At 66.3% G+C, this 19,477-nt stretch carries 16 protein-coding genes; 4 read left to right on the forward strand and 12 right to left on the reverse strand.

Annotated elements, in window-relative coordinates:
- A partial coding sequence (locus EDE08_RS30940; RefSeq protein WP_131872816.1) for a DUF1522 domain-containing protein occupies positions 1–1,158 on the reverse strand: 1,158 nt, incomplete at its 3' end.
- 321 nt (positions 1,159–1,479) lie between these two features.
- Here EDE08_RS30940 and flbT point away from each other — a divergent pair.
- The gene (gene flbT, locus EDE08_RS30945) at positions 1,480–1,920 is read left to right on the forward strand and encodes a flagellar biosynthesis repressor FlbT (RefSeq protein WP_131872818.1); all 441 of its coding nucleotides are present in this window, start codon (positions 1,480–1,482) and stop codon (positions 1,918–1,920) included.
- Positions 1,921–2,008: 88 nt separating this feature from the next.
- Here flbT and EDE08_RS30950 read toward each other — a convergent pair whose 3' ends face one another.
- The 9 genes from EDE08_RS30950 to EDE08_RS30990 all read right to left on the reverse strand — a co-directional run bounded on the left by EDE08_RS30950 (position 2,009) and on the right by EDE08_RS30990 (position 15,691).
- A complete protein-coding gene (locus tag EDE08_RS30950) occupies positions 2,009–3,508 on the reverse strand; it encodes a pyridoxal phosphate-dependent decarboxylase family protein (protein ID WP_131872820.1) in 1,500 nt (499 codons plus the stop codon).
- Positions 3,505–4,758 carry an ATP-grasp domain-containing protein gene (locus EDE08_RS30955; protein ID WP_131872822.1) on the reverse strand — a complete coding sequence of 418 codons (1,254 nt, stop codon included), beginning with the start codon at positions 4,756–4,758 and terminating at the stop codon, positions 3,505–3,507. The genes EDE08_RS30950 and EDE08_RS30955 overlap by 4 nt, the downstream gene beginning before the upstream one ends.
- A gap of 1 nt (position 4,759) precedes the next feature.
- Entirely contained in the window at positions 4,760–6,394 is a 1,635-nt protein-coding gene (locus tag EDE08_RS30960) for a hypothetical protein (protein ID WP_207913145.1), read from the reverse strand.
- 10 nt (positions 6,395–6,404) lie between these two features.
- Positions 6,405–7,190 (reverse strand): hypothetical protein, encoded by a 786-nt coding sequence (locus tag EDE08_RS30965; protein ID WP_131872826.1) that lies wholly within the window; start codon positions 7,188–7,190, stop codon positions 6,405–6,407.
- A 71-nt stretch (positions 7,191–7,261) separates the two neighbouring features.
- Positions 7,262–9,145: a flagellar protein gene (locus tag EDE08_RS30970; RefSeq protein ID WP_131872828.1), complete on the reverse strand. Its 1,884-nt coding sequence runs from the start codon at positions 9,143–9,145 to the stop codon at positions 7,262–7,264.
- Positions 9,146–9,166: 21 nt separating this feature from the next.
- Complete coding sequence (flgK, locus tag EDE08_RS30975; RefSeq protein ID WP_131872830.1) at positions 9,167–11,050, reverse strand: flagellar hook-associated protein FlgK; 1,884 nt, start codon at positions 11,048–11,050, stop codon at positions 9,167–9,169.
- A gap of 35 nt (positions 11,051–11,085) precedes the next feature.
- Positions 11,086–13,338, reverse strand: a complete 2,253-nt coding sequence (locus EDE08_RS30980; protein WP_131872832.1) for a flagellar hook-basal body complex protein — start codon at positions 13,336–13,338, stop codon at positions 11,086–11,088.
- Between the two features lie 270 nt (positions 13,339–13,608).
- Positions 13,609–14,121 (reverse strand): peptide-methionine (R)-S-oxide reductase MsrB, encoded by a 513-nt coding sequence (gene msrB / locus EDE08_RS30985; protein ID WP_035671899.1) that lies wholly within the window; start codon positions 14,119–14,121, stop codon positions 13,609–13,611.
- 88 nt (positions 14,122–14,209) lie between these two features.
- Positions 14,210–15,691 carry an NAD(P)/FAD-dependent oxidoreductase gene (locus tag EDE08_RS30990; RefSeq protein WP_131872834.1) on the reverse strand — a complete coding sequence of 494 codons (1,482 nt, stop codon included), beginning with the start codon at positions 15,689–15,691 and terminating at the stop codon, positions 14,210–14,212.
- Positions 15,692–15,784: 93 nt separating this feature from the next.
- On the opposite strand from EDE08_RS30990, the gene EDE08_RS30995 reads away from it, so the two are divergent.
- Together EDE08_RS30995 and EDE08_RS31000 are read left to right on the forward strand one after the other, a co-directional pair.
- The gene (locus EDE08_RS30995) at positions 15,785–16,321 is read left to right on the forward strand and encodes a SixA phosphatase family protein (RefSeq protein ID WP_131872836.1); all 537 of its coding nucleotides are present in this window, start codon (positions 15,785–15,787) and stop codon (positions 16,319–16,321) included.
- A gap of 50 nt (positions 16,322–16,371) precedes the next feature.
- Positions 16,372–16,797, forward strand: a complete 426-nt coding sequence (locus EDE08_RS31000; protein ID WP_061883091.1) for a universal stress protein — start codon at positions 16,372–16,374, stop codon at positions 16,795–16,797.
- Between the two features lie 188 nt (positions 16,798–16,985).
- Here the strand turns inward: EDE08_RS31000 and EDE08_RS31005 are convergent, their stop codons facing one another.
- The gene (locus EDE08_RS31005; RefSeq protein ID WP_131872838.1) at positions 16,986–17,222 is read right to left on the reverse strand and encodes a DUF1127 domain-containing protein; all 237 of its coding nucleotides are present in this window, start codon (positions 17,220–17,222) and stop codon (positions 16,986–16,988) included.
- A gap of 184 nt (positions 17,223–17,406) precedes the next feature.
- On the opposite strand from EDE08_RS31005, the gene EDE08_RS31010 reads away from it, so the two are divergent.
- A complete protein-coding gene (locus EDE08_RS31010; RefSeq protein ID WP_165936279.1) occupies positions 17,407–18,750 on the forward strand; it encodes an aminotransferase-like domain-containing protein in 1,344 nt (447 codons plus the stop codon).
- 112 nt (positions 18,751–18,862) lie between these two features.
- Here EDE08_RS31010 and EDE08_RS31015 read toward each other — a convergent pair whose 3' ends face one another.
- Entirely contained in the window at positions 18,863–19,462 is a 600-nt protein-coding gene (locus tag EDE08_RS31015; RefSeq protein WP_502700652.1) for a hypothetical protein, read from the reverse strand.
- Positions 19,463–19,477: the final 15 nt, after the last annotated feature.

A 19,477-nucleotide genomic window follows, 5' to 3' on the forward strand; every position in this document is an offset into this window, starting at 1 on the left:
GAGGACGTTACCGCTGACGCCGAAGCCGGTCGGGATCGCCGGGGCGTTGGCCGAGCCCGGGACCGGCGCGTTCTTGAAGGTGATGACCTTACCGTTGACATTCAGCGTCGAACCGTCCGTGATCAGAGCGCCCAGCGAGGTCGAGCTGGTCGTGCGGGTCGCCGTCGCCGTGGCGTTGCCGCCACCCGTCGCGGTGGTCAGGCCAAACGCCTTGAGCAGGTCGGCCTTGCCGGTCACGGACACGTCCGCACCCGCCGAACTCTTCAGCGTCACGATGCCTGCGGCAATCGACGATGGCGTCGCAGCGGAGGCAGCGCCGATGGTCGCAGCACCGTTGGTGATCGTCGAGGTCTGCACGCCGCTGGCGAGGTCGATCGCCGTCAGCACGTCGTTGACGGTCGCGGCCGGGGTGGCGGCGGTGCCGAGATAGACGGTGGTGTTGCCGCTGCCGTCGGTCACGAGATTGCCGCTGACGCCCGAGCCGGTCGGGACCGCGGCCGCGAGCGGAGCCGAGCCGGAACGGAAGGTGATGGTCTTGCCGTTGACGGTCAGCGTGTCGCCGTCGGCGGGAGCCGTGCCGATCTTGGTGGCGGCGGTGGTGCCGATCAGGGTCATCGTGCCGGTCACAGCGGTGGTGCCGTCGGCGGCGTTCGCGGCCACCGTGTTCGAGAACGTGCCCTGGGTCGCGCCGAGAGTCGTCGTGCCCGTCGCAGCGGTCGTGCCGCCGGGAGCGCCGCTGTACAGCACGCTGCTGAGCGCCGTGTTGCTGGCATACGAGGTCGTGCCGCGCAGGTCCGCCGCAGTCGCGCCCGCGACCGTGGTCGAGACGTTGGATTTGGTGGAATAGCCGACGGTGGTCTGCAGCGCCTGGTTGGCGATCGACTTGGCGCTGTCGATCAGCTTCTGCAGCGAGGTGATGCCGGTGTTGGCAGCCTGCAGCACCTGCACGCCGTTGGCGATGCCGTCGAGCAGGTTGTTGATGTCGCTGGCGCGGTTGTCGAGCGACTGGGCGGTGAAGAAGTTGGTGGGATTGTCCAGCGCCGAGTTGACGCTCTTGCCGGTCGACAGACGATTCTGCGTGGTGGCGAGGAGGTCAGCGGTGGACTGGAGGGAGAGCAGGTTCTGACGAACCGATGCAGAGAGAACGATACCGGACATGACTCTGTTACCTTTCTGGTAAACGACGCTACTGTTACGCGTCTGCTTGGATCGAGATTGACCCAGCGACCGGCGGACCGTGGCGCCGAGACTTCTAACGAAGCATGAAATGAAACCCGCGCTTTTGCTGGGTCACGCGTGATTCGGGGCGCCGAAGCCGTGCACATCGCCACACCGCCGGACAGACATGGCGTTGGGAAGATTGAGCTTTTTCTCGCGAATGCCGGAGATTTAGAACTCGTTAACTAATTCCGGGCGAGAATCAGGCCTTGATGAGCCGCAACGAACGCTCGGTTACGAAAGCGTTGATGGAGAACAGGCATGGCCCTCAAGGTCGAGCTCAGACCGCACGAACGCATCATCGTCGGTAACTGCGTGATTACCAACACGGACCAGCGCGCCCGTCTCCTGATCGACGGCGACAACGTGCCGATCCTGCGCGAGCGCGACATCCTCACGCCGGAGACCGCCAATACGCCCGCCAAGCTCGTCTATCTTGCGGTCCAGCTCATGTACATCTCACCGGATCCGCAGACCCAGCACGGCACCTATTTCAACCTGGTGCGCGACATCGTCACTGCGGTGCCGAGCTCCTGGCCGATCATCGAAGGCATCAACAACAACATCCTGAATGGCGACCTCTACCGGGCGCTGAAGGACGCCCGCAAGCTGATTGCCTATGAAGAGAAGCTGCGGGATCAGTACGCGGCCGCGCATCCCAAGACCGAAGCGGACAAGGCCGACGTGAGCTCTGCCGCCTGACCACATGCTTTCGCGCGCCCAGGCCGCGCAAACGACGACGGCCCCGGATCGCCTCCGGGGCCGTCGTCGTTTCAGGCACGCATCGATGCTACTGCGCCGCGAGCGGCGGCGCCTCGACCTCGATCAGTCCGCCACGGCTCCGCCGTTCGCCGAACTCCAGCACGGCCGCGAGCAGCGCATCGACGTCCGCTTCCTCGGTGCGGTGATTGACGATCGCGGCGCGGATCGCGAGCCTGCCGTCCAGCGTCGTGCTCGACGGCGCTGCGACGCCGGACTCCTGGACGTCGGCGACGATCTCGCGATTGACCGCATCATCGGCACGGTAGCGGAAGCAGACGATGTTGAGATTGACCGGCGCCAGCAATTCCAGCCGAGGTTCGGCCAACACGCGCGCCTCCAGATATTTCGCCAGCGCACAGCTTCGCGCGATCGCCGCACCAAGCCGATCGGTGCCGAAGGTCTTCAGCGTGAACCACGTCTTCAGCGCACGGAAGCCCCGCGACAGATCGGGGCCGAGATCGCAGGGCCAGACCGCGCCCGCCGCAAGCCCCCTCGCCTCGCGGCGCAAATAGGCCGCCGGCTGCGCAAAGGGCTGCCGATGCCGCTCGCCGTCGCGCACCAGCAGGAAACCGGCATCGTACGGCACCTGTCCCCATTTGTGGAAGTCGAGCGCGATCGAATCCGCGAGCTCGATGCCGCCGAGCAGCGGCGCAAGCTCGGGCGACAGGATGGCGAGCGCACCGAAGGCGCCGTCGACGTGAAACCAGATTCCTTCCTCGCGGCACAGCTCCGCGATCGCCCCGAGGTCGTCGATCGCGCCGATATCGACCGTGCCGGCGGACGCGACCACCAGGAAAGGCTTGAAGCCGACCTCGCGATCAACGGCAATCTGCGCGCGCAGCGCGGCGACGTCGATGCGATGATCGGCATCGACATCGATCTTGCGCAGCGCATCGGTGCCGAGCCCGGCAATATCCATCGCCCTGGAGACGCAGCCATGCGCCGCCCGCGAGGTGTAGGCCGTGAGCAGCGCACCGTCATTGCCGATGCCGTGCTGCCGCGCCAGCGTGCCGAGCGCACTCGTGCGCGCCACTAGCACCGCCATCAGATTGGCCATCGACGTGCCCGTAACGAAGATGCCGCTCGCGCTGTCGGGGAAGGCGAACAGGCGGCGCATCCAGTCGACGATCTGGCGCTCGACCTCGATCGGCATGTGGTCGCGCCCGCCGAGATTGGCGTTGAGGCCTGCCGCAAGCATTTCCGCGAGCATGCCGACCGCGGTGCCGCCGCCATGCACCCAGCCCATGAAGCCGGGATGGACGTTGCCGGTCGCATAGGGCGCGACATGCTCGGCGAATTCGCGATAGACGTCGGCGAGGTCGCTCGCCTCGCGCGGCAGGTCGGCCCTGAATGCCGCACGGACGTCTTCGGGGATCGGCTGCCAGACTGGCCGCGCCCGAACGTTGGCGATGCCGTCGATCGTCTCGTCCAGCATGCGATGGGCGAGCGCGCGAAACTCGCTCCAGTCCTGCGGATCGAGCGAGGTGCTCGTGACGGCGCTTTGCGTGTTGCGGATGATCTCGTTCATGCTGCGCTCCCTTCGCCCGTCCTTGCGTGCCGCGACAGCATCGCCGTGAACGCGGCAAAGATCTTGCGCATCTGCGGCGGCTTGTAAGGAAACACGGCTGGCGAATCCATGTTGTGCACGACGGCGGTGTTGTCGGCCTCGAACACCAGAAGCTCACGCCTCTCGTTCTCGGCGCAATCGACGATGAAATAATCGAGGCCGACGCGCCGGCTCATCTCGTCGAGCGCGCTCCTGTGGCGCTCGGCGAAGTCGCTGTCGAAGTCGCGCATGAAAACGGCTTCCTCGGCGCGCTTCTCCTCGCTGAATGCCATGTAGGCGTTGAGATACCAGATGTCCCAGCGGTCGGCGATCGCCATGTGGCAGGCGTAGGGTTTGCCGTCGATCATGGCGAGGCGATATTTGCGGTAGAGCCCGTCGGGGCTCACATAGTCGACGAAGCGCGCGACGAAGAAGTCCTGCTCCTTGCGCTCGGCGAGGTAGGCCGCGAGCGCCGCCGCATCGTCGAGCTTCGCGAGCCCGACGCCGGCATGCGAGCCGCGCGGCCGCGCGATGATCGGAAAGTGCAATTCGCCCGCGATGTCCTCGCAGGCGATCCGGTCCTGGGCGAGATCGGACAATTGCGCGCGCGTCGCGTGGATGGTCGCGGGAATGTCCAGACCCGGCACACCAGCCAGCAGCCGATACAGCTTGTCGCGATCGAGATTGCCGATGCGATCGGGCCGATTGAGCAGCGGCCGCGGCCAGTGCGGCGCGGCCTTTTCGATCAGCGCGAGCGCCTCGCGGCATTCCTCGGAATCGGACGCGACCACGATGGCGACGTCGTGCTCGGGCAAGGTTTCCGGCAGACCGACGCCCTTGACCACATAGAGTGTCAGCAGCTCGATGTCGGAGCCTTCGAGCAGGAAATCGATCGGCGTGTTGCCACCCATGTCGATGTCGGCCGCAAGCGCGAGCACGCGCAAGCCGGGCTGCGGAGCCGCGCTGGGCGTACGGAAGAGTTGATGGAAGGTCAGCACTTCGGACTGGATCGCAAGCCCCTGATCCTTGTCGCCCAGAAGCTGAGTGATCAAGGAGAGATCCAGCCCTTCGCCCGCCAGCGCGATCCCCGCCGCGATCCGCGCCACGAGCTGGTCGCGCAACGGATGCAGATCGACGCCTTCGAAGGCCTGGCGCGTCAGCTGCGCAAAGCCGATGCGGTCGGCATAGCTCGCCGCAGTCAAGCCGATCGGCGCAGAAACTGGATGCTGCATTTCACACCTCGAATGCGGACTTGACCGGCACGGTCGCCGCTGCACCACGGTCGAGCAGCAGCTCGATCTTCACCAGGACATGGGCGATGCGGTCGAGAACGTGCTGCACATTGCGTCGCGCCTTCGCCATGTCCGGCGACCAGGCTTCGGTCACGAGCCGTGCGCCGACGCAGAGGCGCAGCACGGCCTGCGGCGTCTCATCCTCCCGCTCCAGCCGGACCGGCTGGCCGACCAGGCAGCGCTGCGCGGCGATCTCTCGGTCCGCCGTGCTGCCGCTGATCTCTTCGCTCATGTCACGCGCCAGCGCACGGTGAATGGCCCAGGTCTCGGCGATCGAGACCGGCTTGCCGTCGCGCAGCAGCGTGAACGGAAAGATCGTGGCTTGCGCGAATTCCTCGTCGTCCGCGTCGGCCGTGGTGATCGCGGTTGGAGTTGGGACAGAGCGAAGCGACGGCGACAAGGCGAGCATGCCGTCGATGCCGGCGCCGAGCTCGGCGAGCATCTCGGCGCGGGAAACCGCGGGCACGGCGTAATAGCTGCCGATCTCGGCCAGCGCAGCCTCCCAGCGCAGCCATTGACCGAAATTCGGACGGCGCTCGTAGCGCGAACGCAGCGCCGTCCAGGCCACCGGCCAATCGCAACGGCCGGCGTAGTCGAAGATGGCAGGCGCGATCCCCTCACCCCGGTCGAGCGAGCGCGAAAGGCCCTTCGGCACCAGCAGCGCGCCGCTGAAGGCAGGCCCGCCGAAGAATTTCGAGCCGGTGATCAGCACCATATAGCCGCGGTCGAGATAAGAGCGCAGCCGGCGGCGGCCGAGCCGGGCCTGGCAGGCATCGACGACGATTTGAACCTGGCGCGGCCAGCGCCGCGCGATCTCGTCGAGGCAGGCCGCGTTCGGCGCACGCCATCCGAGCTTCGAGGAATCCATGATCTGGAGCAGCACGGGCGCGCCTTGCGCAATTGCAGCCTCGATCGCATGCAGCACCGCGGCATCGGTGTCTGCGCGCATCGCGATCCCGGGTGCGGCCTCGCGCAGTGGCAACGCAAGGCTGGCGCCGGCGAGCCCGGCAACCGCTCCGTCCTTGCGAACCGCAACACCGCTCGCCGTCATGGAGCTGAAATGGTGTCCGCGGGCAGTATGGATCGTCCCGCTTCCCGTCTGGTCGGCGCCGACCACGATCGTCAACGGCCGCGCGCCGAGAATCGTCCGTGCCAGGAACAGGGCATGGAGCTGGGAGTCCGTGCCGGACGGCGAGAACACCACGTCGACACGCGGCGAGAGCTGGAGATGGCGGCGCAGCTCGTCGCGCATGTCCTCGCAACGCGCGTCGAAAGCGACCTCGACCTCGTCGAACAGGCACTTGTGCATCAGCTCTTCACGCGCCTGCGCGGCGCGGTCATAGGCGCCTTGCGAGATCGTCGATGCGGTCGAGGAGGCGAAATTCCAGATCTCCGGCTCCGGCGAAGCCGCGCATCCATAGGCGTTGACGCGATCCTCGGGATCGAGCGCGAGCCGCGGATCTCCGCCGGAGACGAGCAGCGTGTCGAGCGGCGTGAAGAGATCACGCAGGCGATAGCGCGAACCGCCGTCGGACGCGTGTTCCGGTTCTGACCAACGGGATGCGCCGCCGCTCATCCCGGCAGCCTCACGCTGCGGCATCGGCCGCCGCCGCGGGCACGGCTGCGAATTGCGAGGCGATATCGCCGCGGAACACCGACGGCCCGACGTGGTCGAGCGAGCTCTGAATGTCGGCCCAGATCTCGCCGCCGATGTCGGTCCAGCGCTTGCAGAAGGCGAAATCCTCGGAAAGATACGTGCCGGTCGCCGGGTCGATCATGCATTCGAACAGCGCGAACCGGTTCTGACTCGCCGTCAGCGTATCGTGCGAATGTTCGCGGAAGAATTGCAGGTTCGCATAGGCCGGATGGCGGCACATCGCCTCCAGCACGTGGCGCCGGATCATCAGGAAGCCGGTGCCGGCGTAGCGCACGCGGGTGAAGCCGTTGACCACGACGATACGGTCGGGATCTTCGATCTCGAGCACGTAGTCCAGCGAGGCGGCCGGCACGTCGGCCCGACCGGACTGGATCGCACGCGCGGCCTTGTCCCAGTTGACCCGCTTGATCGGATAGCAGCCGGCGACGACGTCCGCGCCGCATTCGATCAGCCGGAACACCTGCTCCGGCCTGAACCCGATATCGGCATCGATGAACAGGAAATGCGTCGCCCTGGGGTCGTCCAGAAACATCGCGACCAAATTGGCCCGCGCGCGGGTGATCAGCGCGTCGCCGTCGCGCAGGTGCACCTTGAGCTCGAGATTGGACATGCCGTGCACGGCGCGCTGCAGCGCGAAGATCGAACTCGCATAGATGCTCGACACCTGCCCGCCGAAGCACGGCGTTGCCACCACCAGCTGCATCCTGTCCGACATCGACTGCCCCGCCCCGCTCCGATCCTCACCAAGAGGTAAACAGGCATGGTTAACGGCGCCTTAACGTCCCCTTACAGGAACTTGACGAGCGACAGCTGCGCGAGGTTCGAGGTCACCTGGTAGGATGCCTGGAGGGCGTTCTGGAGTGCCAGGAGCTCGCTCGCGACCTGGTCCGGCGAGGCCGATTCCGCCTGGTCTATGATGCCCTGCAGCTGCGCCTTGGCCTGGGTCTGGCGCGTGGTCGCGTCCTTCATCGTGTTCTGGGCCATCGCGATGTCGGTCTGGATGTCCTCGATGCGCTGCTGGCCGGGCTGCTGCGTCAGCGCCTGCGTCACCCGCAGGCTCAGCGCCGACACCTGCCCGCCCGAGTACTGTCCGGTCGGCGAGGTCGAGAAGGTCCCGAACACCGCGATCGCCTGCAACTGCCGGCGGATCGCATCCTCGTTCGCCTGGGCGCCATACTGCACCGTCACGGCATCGTCGACCCGCGCCATCGCGGTCGAGCGCGGCGAGCCGGGCCCATCGTTGCCCAGATACCATTTCACCGTATTGGCCGAGCCGTTCACCAGCGTGGTGGCCGAGCTCGCGGGCGAGGAGCCGACACGCAGCGGCGGCTGCGTGGCGGTCACCGGCGTTGCGCTGAACCCGAGCGCGCTGAGCGCGCCGGTGTTCGACGTCGTGATGTTGAGGCTCGCCGCATCGTCGGTGTTGATCGTGATCGAGCCGCCATGGACCGTCGAGGGCTTCGACGTCCCGGTGATCGCGTCGATCTTGCTCAGCAGGGTCTGAACGCTGTCGCCGACGTTGAGCTGGTTGCCGGTCGCGCCCGAGGCCACGAAGGTCAGCGTGGTGCCGTTGACGGTGATGGTATCGCCCGCCACGAAGCCCGGCGAGATCGAGTCCGAGGGGCTCGCGCCTGATAGCGCCGTCGCGCCGCTGATCGGCGCCGGCGTCGCGGCCTGGTTGTTCACGGGCGTGCCGATAGCGGAGCTCGCGGTGTTGAAGAGATTGTCGCCCGCGACGATCGCCGACGCCGCCACCAGCGAGGTGTTGGCGAGCTTCTGGATCGCGGTGTTCAGCGCCGTGTTGAGGTTCGCGGCGGTGTTGTCGGGGTTGACCGGGGTGCTCGCATCGATCGCGAAGCTGCCGAGCGGCGTCGGCGTCGCCGAGGACGCCGTCAAGTCGATCTGCTCGGTGGTGCCGTCCGGCAGGGTGAACTGAATGCTGAGCTTGTCGCCGTCGTTCGGGTTGACACCGTTGAGATCGACCGAGAACGACACCGGCGAGCCGCTCGGGCCGGTAACGGTCGCGCCCGTCAGCGTCGAGGACACCGCCTTGATCTTGAGCCCAAACGGCGACCCGGCAACGTCTTCCGAGACCTGCACGGAGCTCGGCGTCGGCTGCGTCTGCACCAGCCGCCCCATGCCGTTGGCCCCTAAGTCGGCGGCCTGGCGCTCCGCCATGACGGTCTTGAAGCCGGCCTGCGTCGTGGTGCCGTTGATGATGTCGCCGGCATCCGCAACCGACTGCGTGTTGACGGCCGTCCCGGAGAACAGATAGCGGCTGCCGGTCTGGATGTTGAGGACGCCGACCATCGAGCCGAATTGCGCCGCGGCAGTGTTCTGCGCGATCGTCTGGCCGTTGACGTTGAGGTCCTGCGCAGTGTTGGCCGAGCCCGTCTGCACCGTGTTGCGGATCTTCGTCAGCGACTGCAGCGCGGTATTGGCGAGGTTGATGCTGACGTTGACGTTGGTGATCGTGTCGGTATAGCCGGCGATGTTGGAGAGCTGCGCGCGCCCGGCGATCGCAAAGCCCTCGTTGGTGCCCATGCCGGAATAGTTCTGCGACAGCTTGCCGGTCGAAAGCTGGGTCGACAGGTCGGTGAGCTGCTGATTGATGTTGCGGATCTGTGCGCCGAGAATCGACGAAGAGTAGTTGATGCTGCTGATCGACATCTTTCAGAGCCCTGTTACTTGTTACACTTGAGCCTGGAGCAACGTGTTCATCATGCTCTGCACCACCGACATGACGTGGGCGTTGGCGGCGTAGGCATTCTGCAGCTGGATCAGGTTCGACATCTCCGAGTCCAGGTTGACGCTGGAGGTCGAGTTGAACTTGGCCTGGAGCGTCGAGACCACGACGCTCTGGCCCTGCTGGAGCTGGGTCGCCTGGGTGGCGGCGTTGGCCTGGACGCTCAGGAACTGCTGGAGGTAGTTCGAGACGCTGCCGGTGAAGGGCTGGTTCGCCGAGCCGAGGCCGGTCTGCGGCGAATAGGAGAACACCGCATTGGTGAGCTGCGAATAGAGATAATCCGAGCGCGTGGTGTCGCCCGCGGGCGTCACCGGCGAGGTGTTGTAGACCGACAGCCGGCTCGGATCGGAAACCAGCTGCGTGTTCACGGCGATGCGCCCCGCAAAGCCGGTCATCTGCGAGCCGGACGCCGTGATCGCGCCGGTGTAGAGCGCCTGGCCGCCGTCGGTGAACAGCGGCAGCTGCGGATTGCCCGAGGTCAGCGACGTGATCGTCTTCGTGGTCGACGCCGAGTTCACTTTGGTGAGGCCGGTGTTGTCGTCGGTCACCCGCAGCGTCGTGGCGGTCGCCGGCGCAGGGGCGGCGGAGAACGACAGATGCGTGCCCGACAGCGCGGTGTTGAGCGCGGAGGCGATTGCTCCCATGCCGCCGGAGAAGTTGACGCCGATCCGCATCGGATTGGCGTTCGTTGCGTTCTGAAGCGGTAGCGCGGCCGGATCGGTCACGTTGACCAGCGTGATCTGGCGCTGGGTGTTGGTGGCCGTGTCCGTGTAGGTGATGTTGACGGTGTTGCCCGGCGCCGCGCCGGCAAGGTCGAGATCGAACCCGGCCGGCGGGCCGGTGACCGTGCTTCCGGCCGTGGTCTTGTCGGACAGCGCGCTCGCCATCGTGGCGGCGAGCTGGTCGATCTGGTCCTGCGCCTGCACCAGGGTCTGGTCGCGCAGCTTCAGGTCGGCCGCGATCTGGCCGGACGACACCACGTTGTTGGCGACGACGTCCACTTGCGAACCGTTCGGCAGCTTGATGTTGAACGCGCCGACGCCGGACTTGGCCGGGTCGATGTTGTAAAGCGAGGTCGCCGACAGCGCGCCGGCGGAGGCAAAGGAGAATTCCGAGGCCAGCCCGGCGCCGACGAGCTGAATACCGGTCGTGGTGTAGATGTTGGTCTGGTTCGAACCGTCGGTGGTGACACGGACGTCGACATATTTCGACAGCGTGTTGATGGCCTGGTCGCGCTGGTCCATCAGCGTGGCGGCCGAGGGATCGTTGACCGACAGGCCCTGGAGCCTGGTGTTGATGTCGGCGATCTGCTGCATCGCCGCGTTGGCGGCTCGCGCCGAGTTGCCGAGATCCTGCTCGACGTTGGAGCGCAGCGACTGGATGCCCGTGGTGGTGACGTTGAGCTGCTGCGCCAGGGCCTGCGCTGCGCCGAGCGCGACGGTCTGCGCCGACGACGCCCCCGAACTGGTCGAAAGCGCCTGAAGCGCCGTGGTGAACTTGTTCAGCGCGTCTTCGAGTGTGCCGCTGTTGCCGGGCGTGCCATAGACATTCTGAAGCTGCTTCAGGATGTTGGCCATCTGGTCGGCGTAACCGCTGCCGCCGGTCTCGGTCCGCAGCTGGTTCAGCACGTAGCTGTCGAGCGCGCGGCTGACGCCGGTGGTCATCACCGTCGAGCCGAAGTCGCCGGTGGTGACCTCGATCTGGTTCGGCGTCTGGACGACGTAACCCGGCGTCTGCGAATTCGCGACGTTCGAGGAGACGATCGAGAGCGCGGCCTGGTTGGCACGCAGGCCGCTCATCGCGCTGGCGAGGGCTGAACTCAAACCCATATCACTGGCCCGCCTTTGGTTGCCTCACGCGCCGATCAGCGCAACACGTTCAGGAGATCCTGCACCATCGAATTCGCGGTCGTGATCACCTTGGTGTTGGCCGAATAGGCCTGCTGGGTCACGATCAGCTTGGTGAATTCGTCGGCGATGTCGGTGTTGGATCCCTCCAGCGACGAGCCGCTGATGGTGCCCGAGGCGCCGTCGATGGCGTCTCCCGACTGTTCAGTCGCAGCATAGGCACCGCCATCGAGCGCCTTCAGATAGTTGGTGCCGTTGAAATGCGACAGCTGCACCTGAGCGAGGTTGAGGTTCTGGCCGTTCGAGAAGGTGCCGACCACGACGCCGTTGTTGTTGACGGCAACCGAGCGGAGCTGACCGGCGGCATAGCCGTTCTGCGTGATGGTGTTGATGGTCACCGCGCCGCTCGTGCTGGCATATTGCGTCAGCCCGCCCGAGGAGATGTTGAAGGCGACCGAGCCGAGCGACTGACCGCTGACGGTGACGTTGTTGATGGTGATGCCCGAGCCGCTCGGCGAGGTCAGCGAGCCGTCGGCGGCAAAGGTGAAGGTCTGGCCGGTGTTGACCCAGCCGACCGTGGTGCCGGTCGCGTTCGGGTCGGTCTGGTAGAACAGGTTCCAGCTATCCGAATGGCCCGCGCCCAGCGAGGCACTGTCGGTCTTGGCCCAGCGCAATTGCAGGTTCACCGGCGTGCCGGCGGCGTTGTAGGCAGTCACCGCGCCGCCGCTGATCGATTCCTTGGTGAAGGTGGCGATGTCGTTGCCGATCACGCCGCCGGTGCCGGCGGTGCCGCCACCGTCGCGATTCTTGGTGATGGTCGAGGTGAAGCCGAGCGCGGAGAAGGCAGCGCTGTTGGAGCTCGACACCGAGAGGTTGGAGACGGTGCCGGTGTTGAGGGTAATCACGCCGCCGCTGCTGACCGAAGACCCCGAGGCGCCGGAGAGCGCGTCGATCTTGCCCAGCAGGGTCGTCACGTTGTCGGTGATGTTGATCTGGTTCGGTCCCGAGGCGCCCGAGTTCATGAAGGTCAGCGTCTGACCGTTGACGGTGATGGTATCGCCTGCGGAGAAGCCGGATGTGAGCACCTGGGCGCCGCCGGCGGTCGCAGTGCCGCTCAGCACGGTCGCGCCCGAGATCGCGGGCGAGGACAGCACGTTGCCGCCGCGCGTCACGCTGCTGATGCCGAGCGCGGTGGCGGCAGTGCCGCTGCCGATCGCGACGTCAGTGCCGGTGCCGGTCGAGATCTGGATATTGCCGCTGACCGAGAGCGAAGCGGTGACGCCGGCGCCGCCGGCAGTCTGAATTGCATTCAGGATATCGGCCACGGTCGCCGTCGTGCCCGCACCGAGACCAATCGTCGTATTGCTACCGACGGTCGAGACCGTGGTGCCGCCGTCGAACGTGACGGTGTTGCCGTTGATGGTCAGCGTCTGGCCGCTCAACGCGGTCAGAATGCTGGAGGCGAGATGCGTGCCGGCGGCGTTGTCGAGCGACGTGGTCGTCGAGGCGACCGCCGACGAATTGTTCTGGAGCGCAACCGTGCCCGTCGCCGTCGTCGACGAATAGGCCGAACGGATGTTGCCGGTTGCTGCCGCGCCTGACACGGTCGCATTGGCATAGGGCGCCGGCGGCGTGCCGACCGGCAGCGGGTTGGCGGCAAAATCGGACGGATTGAGACCGCCGGCTGCGAGCAGGGTGCCAGTCGACGCAGTGGTTTTCGCCACCGTGTTCGGCTGCGTCGGAAGGTTGGCCGCGTACTGGATCGAGGTGGTCGCCTGCGCCGGAATGAAGTTGTTCTGGAATTGCAGGACGTTCGCCACGCTGCCGGTCGGGTTGCCGGTCTTCGGGTCGACCGTGACGCCCATCAGGTAATAGCCGGCGCCGTTGACCAGATTGCCGTTGGCATTGAGCTGGAAGTCGCCACGCCTCGTGTAGTAGGTGACCCCCGTGAACACCGGTACGTTGTCGACGACGCCGCTGGCCTTCTGGATCGAGAAGAAGCCGTCGCCGGTGATCGCCATGTTGGTGGCGACGGTGGAGGATGAGATCGTGCCCTGCGTGGTGATGGTGGCCTTCGCATTGGCCTGCACGCCGCCTGCGACCTGCTTGCTCGGAACGGATGAGTCGGGAATGAGGTCGACGAAGCTGGTGCCGATGCCCTTGTAACCGGTGGTGGATGAGTTCGCGATGTTGCCGGAAATGTTCTGCAGCGCGAACGATTGCGCCTGCAGGCCACCCACCGAGGTATTCATTGCATCGAAGATACCCATAACTTTGTCTCCAAATCCGATCCCGGCGGCCGGTCGACCATGGCCGCAGTCGGGGGAGACAGTCGCAAGGCCTATGCCAATGCGGGGATCTTCAGGAAATCAATGACTTAAACAAAAAGGCCCCGGTCGGACGACCGGGGCACAATTGCCGGGCCGGCAACAATTGCCGGGGCCTTCGGTCATTCCGGAGCGGTCCGCAGGACCGAATCCGGAATCTCGAGATTCCGGATTCGATGCTCGCGCATCGCTCCGGAATGACTCCCGCGAAACCTACGTCGCGGACGCCGCCGCGGGGTGGAACACCAGCCCGAAACCGTCGATGCAATAGCGCAATCCGGTCGGCTTCGGACCGTCGTCGAAGACGTGGCCGAGGTGGCCGCCGCAGCGGCGGCAATGCACCTCGGTGCGGACCATGCCGTAGGTGCGGTCCTCGGTCTTGCCGACATTGCCCTCGATCGGCTGGTAGAAGCTCGGCCATCCGGTGCCGCTCTCGAACTTGGTCTCGGACGCAAACAGCGGCAGGTCGCAGCCGGCGCAGGCGAAGATGCCCTTGCGGTGCTCCTTCAGCAGCGGGCTGGAGCCGGGCCGCTCGGTGCCGTGGTTGCGCAGGATCTCATATTGCTGCGGCGTGAGCTGGGCACGCCATTCGGCCTCCGTCTTCACGATCTCGAATTTTTCCGCGGCCTTCTCGCCGGCCTCGGCGGGGGATGCTCTCAGCCAGCGGAAGGCCGAAAGGCCAAACAGGCCGGCGACAGTCGTCAACAGGATGCGGCGGTCAACCATCTCATTCTCCGTGCGCGGGGAGTCCACGCCCTGAGATACGGGCTCTAACGGCCGACGTTACACTTCCAGGCGGGATTTTTCTTGGGCCTTATCGCGAGATGCCGGCGTCGTGAGAGGCCGGTTCCCTGCCCTGTTCGACCTGTTCTTCCTCTATGTCTTGGGCCGCAGGTCTCGGCGGGACCGGCCGCGGCCGAACGCCGGGCGGGGGACGGCGCGGGCCGGTGCCGGCGGCCCGGTTGGCTTTGGCGAGGCGGGCCTCGCGTTCCCTGTCCTTGACCCTGGCACGTTCGCGATAGCGGGCGAGCGAGCCTGCCACGGCGGAACTCGCCCTGCTCCAGATCCCGACCAGCTGGCCGGCGACGCGCCCCGTGGCGCCGCCCGCCCAGACCAGCTCGAACGGCGAGAACAGCCGCCAGCGCTCATCGCCCCGCAGAATGCTGCGCGCGATCATCTGGCCAGCCATGGCGGAGGTGTTCATGCCCTGGCGGCCGAACCCGCTCGCCACCCAGAGGCCTTTGCGCAACTGGCCGATCTGCGGCATGCCGTGCACGGTCTGGCCTGTGACGCCGCCGAACATGTCGGCGATCTCGACATTGCCGAGCTCGGGAAAAATCGTGCGGATCCGACGCCTCACGGCGCCCGCGAAGCGCTGCGGACGCGCCGCCCAGGTGGTCTCCGGGCTCTCCCACATCAGCCGGTCGCCGTCGACGATCCGGAAATGGTCGACGCCGTCGGAATCCATCACCGATCCCTTGAAGGCGATGATCTCGTGCAGGCGCTCGCCGAGCGGCGCGGTGATGCCGGCATAGCGCCAGACCGGCAGCAGCGTCTCCGAAAGGCGCTTCAGCGGCGCGCCGAGATGAATGTTGCCGGCGAGCACGATGTGGGTTGCCCGCAGCCGTGCCGAGGGCGTGACGATGCGCTTGCGGATGCCGGAATGATCGATGCTGACGACCGGCGTGTCCTCGAAGATGCGGGCGCCTGCCCGCCGCGCCAGCGCCGCGAGGCCGTGCACATATTTCCGTCCGCCGACCTGAAACGCCCTGGGATAATACACGCCGTGGAAGTAGCGGTCGGTCTTGAGCAGCCCGCGGACGTGATCGGCCTGCCAGCCCTCGACCTCGGTATCGAAATCCTCGTTCAGCATCTGCAACCGGCTGATCAGCCGGTCGCCGGCATCGACGTTGGAGACCTCCAGCACGCCGTCGCTGAGGCCGATTCCCGGCATGTTCTCTTCCGTGGCGTTGGCCCGGACGAACTCGGCGCCTTCCTTCGACAGGGCCCACAACTCGCGCGCGTCCTCGAAGCCGATGCGCTCGATCAGGTCCACGAGCGGCAGCGCGAAGCCAGGCATCACGGTGCCGAGCTGGTTGCCGGAGGCGTTCCAACCGACATGACGGCCCTCGAGCACCGCGACGCTGGCCCCGAGCCGGGCCGCCTCCAGCGCGATGGAAAGGCCGGCAAGCCCCGCGCCGATGACGCAGATGTCGGCGTCGAGATCGAATGTCAGCCGCACGCGGTCGTGAACGCCGGCTTCTTCCTGGGACACGCTTGTGAAAGTCTCGCTCATGTCGTTTTCTTAAAGGACCGATCGGGCGCTTGTCACCTTATCCCCAACCCGCGCCCGTAGATTATCCTGGACACACAACGATTCGAGAATGCCATGCGCCGTTTGATGCTGCTGCGTCACGCCAAGACCGAGACCGACGCGCCGAGCGGCCGTGACCAGGACCGCCGGCTCGACGAGCGCGGCCACAAGGATGCTGCGCGGATGGGCGACTGGATCGCCGCCCATCCCCCCTTCCCCGATACCGTGCTGGTGTCGCATGCCGTGCGGGCCCGGCAGACCTGGGACATCGCCTGGGAGGCGATGAAGGACCGCGTCCCCGTGCCGCAGGTCGAGGTCCTGCCGGAACTCTACGGCGCCGATTCCGCGGAGATCCTGGAAGCCATTCGCACCGCAACCGCCCCGGCCGACCCAAAGCAGTTGCTACTGATCGGCCACAACCCCGGCATGCACGAGGTCGCCCTGATGTTGATAGGCGGCGGCGACCCTGACGGCGCCAAGGCGCTCGGCCACAACCTGCCCACCGCGGGGCTTGCGATCTTCGACTTTGACGTCAAGGATTGGGGTGACGTGGCCTACCGCCGCGGCAAGCTGGTGCTGTTCGTCAGTCCCAGGCTGCTTCGATCGGGATGATCGCGCGACCTGCCGGCAAGACGTACTGACCGAAAGATTTGGAGGCGCAGATGTTCAAGTCCATCCTCGTGCCCATCGACCTCGCCGACACCGATCTCGCCAAGCCGGCGATCGCGACCGCGGCGACGTTGTCGCAGACCTGGAGCGGCACGGTGCGCCTGCTCAACGTGCTGCCGATGACGCCGGTGATGCTGGCTGAATACGTACCGGCCGATTTCGACGAACAGCAGCGCCAGACCTCGGAGGAGGCGCTCGCCATCGTCGCCCGCGAATCCGGCATCGAGCCGAGCCGCATCTCCAGCGTGGTGCGCCAGGGCGGCATCTACCACGAAATCCTGGAGGAAGCCGCGAATATGAAGGCCGACCTGATCGTGATGACCTCGCACCGGCCGGCGATGCGCACCTATTTCCTCGGCTCCAACGCCGGGCACGTCGTGCGCTATGCGAAGTGCTCGGTGCTGGTGGTGAGGCACTAGGCACCGACCGATCCTCGTCATTGACGCAGTGTGCGACGAAACCACGGTCTCGTGCCCCGGACGCGGCGCAGCGTCTCTTCGAAGATGCGCTGCAGAGCCGGGGCCCATGCATCAGCGAGTGCGGTCCGCTGGGTCCCGGCTCTGCGCAGCAATGCTACGCATTGCGGCGCGTCCGGGACAAAAGAGAGTCAGAGATACCGCGTCAGCTCGGCCTTGAACTGCCCGTACACCGCATCCTCGATCTGGCTGCGCGTGATGCCGATGTCGCGCAAGGCGCGGTCGTCGAGCTCGCTCAGCGTCTTGACGGCGGAGCGACGCTCGAGGCGGTCGAGCAGCGCGGTGACGCCATGAGCGAGCGCACCGAAAAATCCGCCCGACGAGGATGGGCGTAAACTCCGCCCTGCAGTTTGCGAAATCGTGGTCATTTATCTTCTCCGGCCTGTCGTTCCGCGGCGAAGCCGACGCCGTTGGCGCGGACGCTGTCAGCGCCTGCACCTCGTTTGCCGTTGGATTGCTCTCGCTCCCCTCGGCTCAATCGCGGACCTTGATGGAACTTAAATGCTCCGGTACATTTCTCGGAGCAAGCAAAACATTGCTCTCGGTGCAATAATGTCAAAGTTCGAGTACGTGAAGCTTGCCGATGCCATTGCGGCCGATATCACTAACGGCACGTTAAGGCCCGGCGACCGGCTGCCGCCGCAGCGCAATTTTGCCTATGACCGTGGCATCGCGGTCTCGACCGCGAGCCGGGTTTATACGGAATTGCTCCGCCGCGGCCTCGTGGTCGGCGAGGTCGGCCGCGGCACCTTCATCTCCGGCGACATCAGGCGCCAGGTCGAGACGACGCGCGAGCCGGCCGAGGCGCGCATCAATTTCGAGGTCAATTACCCGCTGCTGCCCCAGCAATGGGCGATGATCGCCAAGAGCCTCGCGGGGCTCGAGCGGATCGACGCGCTCGAATCCGCGCTGCGCGTTTCGACCAGCACCGGCACCAAGAGTGCGCGCGTTGCCGCCGCTGCTTATCTCGCGCGCAAGGATTTTGCGCCTCAGCCCGAGCAGATCTTCTTCACCGCCAACGGCAAGCAGTCGCTCGCGGCCGCGCTTGCCGCGCTGGTGCCGACCGGCGGCCGCTGCGGCGTCGAGGCGCTGACCTATCCTTACGTCAAGAGCATCGCCGCGCGGCTGGGTTTGACGCTGGTCCCGATCGCCATGGACGAATTCGGCGCGCGCCCCGACGCCATCCAGAAGGCGCACCGCGAGGCGCATTTGTCGGCGCTGTATCTGCAGCCCATCATCCAGAATCCGCTCGGCGTCACCATGAACGCGACGCGGCGCGCCGACATCATGCGCGTCGCCGAAAAGCTCGATCTTCCCATCATCGAGGACACCGTCTACGGCTTCCTCGCCGACGATACGCCGCTGGCCGCGCTCGGGCCGGACCGCTGCATCGTGATCGACAGCCTGTCCAAGAAGGTCGCGCCCGGTCTTGCGCTCGGCATCCTGGTCGCGCCGCCTCACTTGCGCGAAAGCGTGATGAGCGCGGTCCGCACCGGGGGGTGGATCGCCTCCGGCCACGCGCTGGCGGCCGGGCAGCGGCTGATGGCCGACGGCACCGTCGCCGAGCTGACGCGCCTGAAGCGCATCGACGCGGCGCGCCGCCAGCAGACCGCCGCGAGGCTCCTGGCCGGCTACCAGCTCGCCGCCGACGCACGGTCCTATCACCTCTGGCTGACACTGCCGCCGCACTGGCGTTCGCAGACCTTCGTCGCCGCAGCGGCAAGGCGCGGCATCGCGCTGACGCCGTCCTCGACCTTCGCGATCGCACATGGTCATGCACCAAACGCGGTGCGGCTCGCCCTCGCCCCGCCGTCGCCCGAGCAGCTCGATTCCGGCCTGCGCACGATCGCCTCGCTGCTCGGCACCAAGGAAGAGGATTTCGACTCGACGGAGTAGCGATCCGCCCAGAGCGTTTTCAAGCGAAGTGGCTACCGGTTCGCGTGAAGAAAACGCGTCAAAACAAGAATCCAGAGCCCCGTTCCGATTCCATCGGAACGGGAAAGGCTCTCTAAGGCAGCACGGACCGTGGTAACTGATCGAAACTGTAGCTCCGCGGCTTGTTGCGCCACACGAAGCCGCCGACCTGCCAGGCGAACAGCGCCCCGAATCCGAGGATGAACAGCGCGCCGGCGAACTCGCCGATCAGAAGCGCGCGGATCAACAGCCCCGCCATCGCCACCGTCAGCACCGCCAGGAAAACCAGCGCCGCCGCATAGGTCTTGCGGCCCAGGCCGGCGGTCAATTCGGCCCGGCTGCCGGCCTGCGCCATCCGCGCATGCAGCGCGAGAATGAAATCGCGGAAGCCACTGTCCTGCGGCGCCATCAGCGCCGCGGTCTGCCAGCTCGTCGAGAGGATCGCGATGCGCCCGCCGCCGGTGCGGCTGACATCGGCACGGAAGCGGTGCCGTTGCATCGAAACCGGGCGGAACGACAGCCGGATCGCCGAGATCTCGTCGTAGCGCCACAGGCCGGAGCGTCCGGCGATGTGCCAGGACAAACCCTCCTCCGTCAGCTCGAAGCGATGCGCCGACCCGATCAGCGAGGCCTTGTAGGCGTAGCTCGTGGCCGCATCGGCTTCGGCTCCCGGCATATCGATCACAGGTCCCATTCGCGATCCGCTTGC

The organism is Bradyrhizobium sp. R2.2-H (genome assembly GCF_004346455.1).
GTDB lineage: Bacteria > Pseudomonadota > Alphaproteobacteria > Rhizobiales > Xanthobacteraceae > Bradyrhizobium > Bradyrhizobium diversitatis.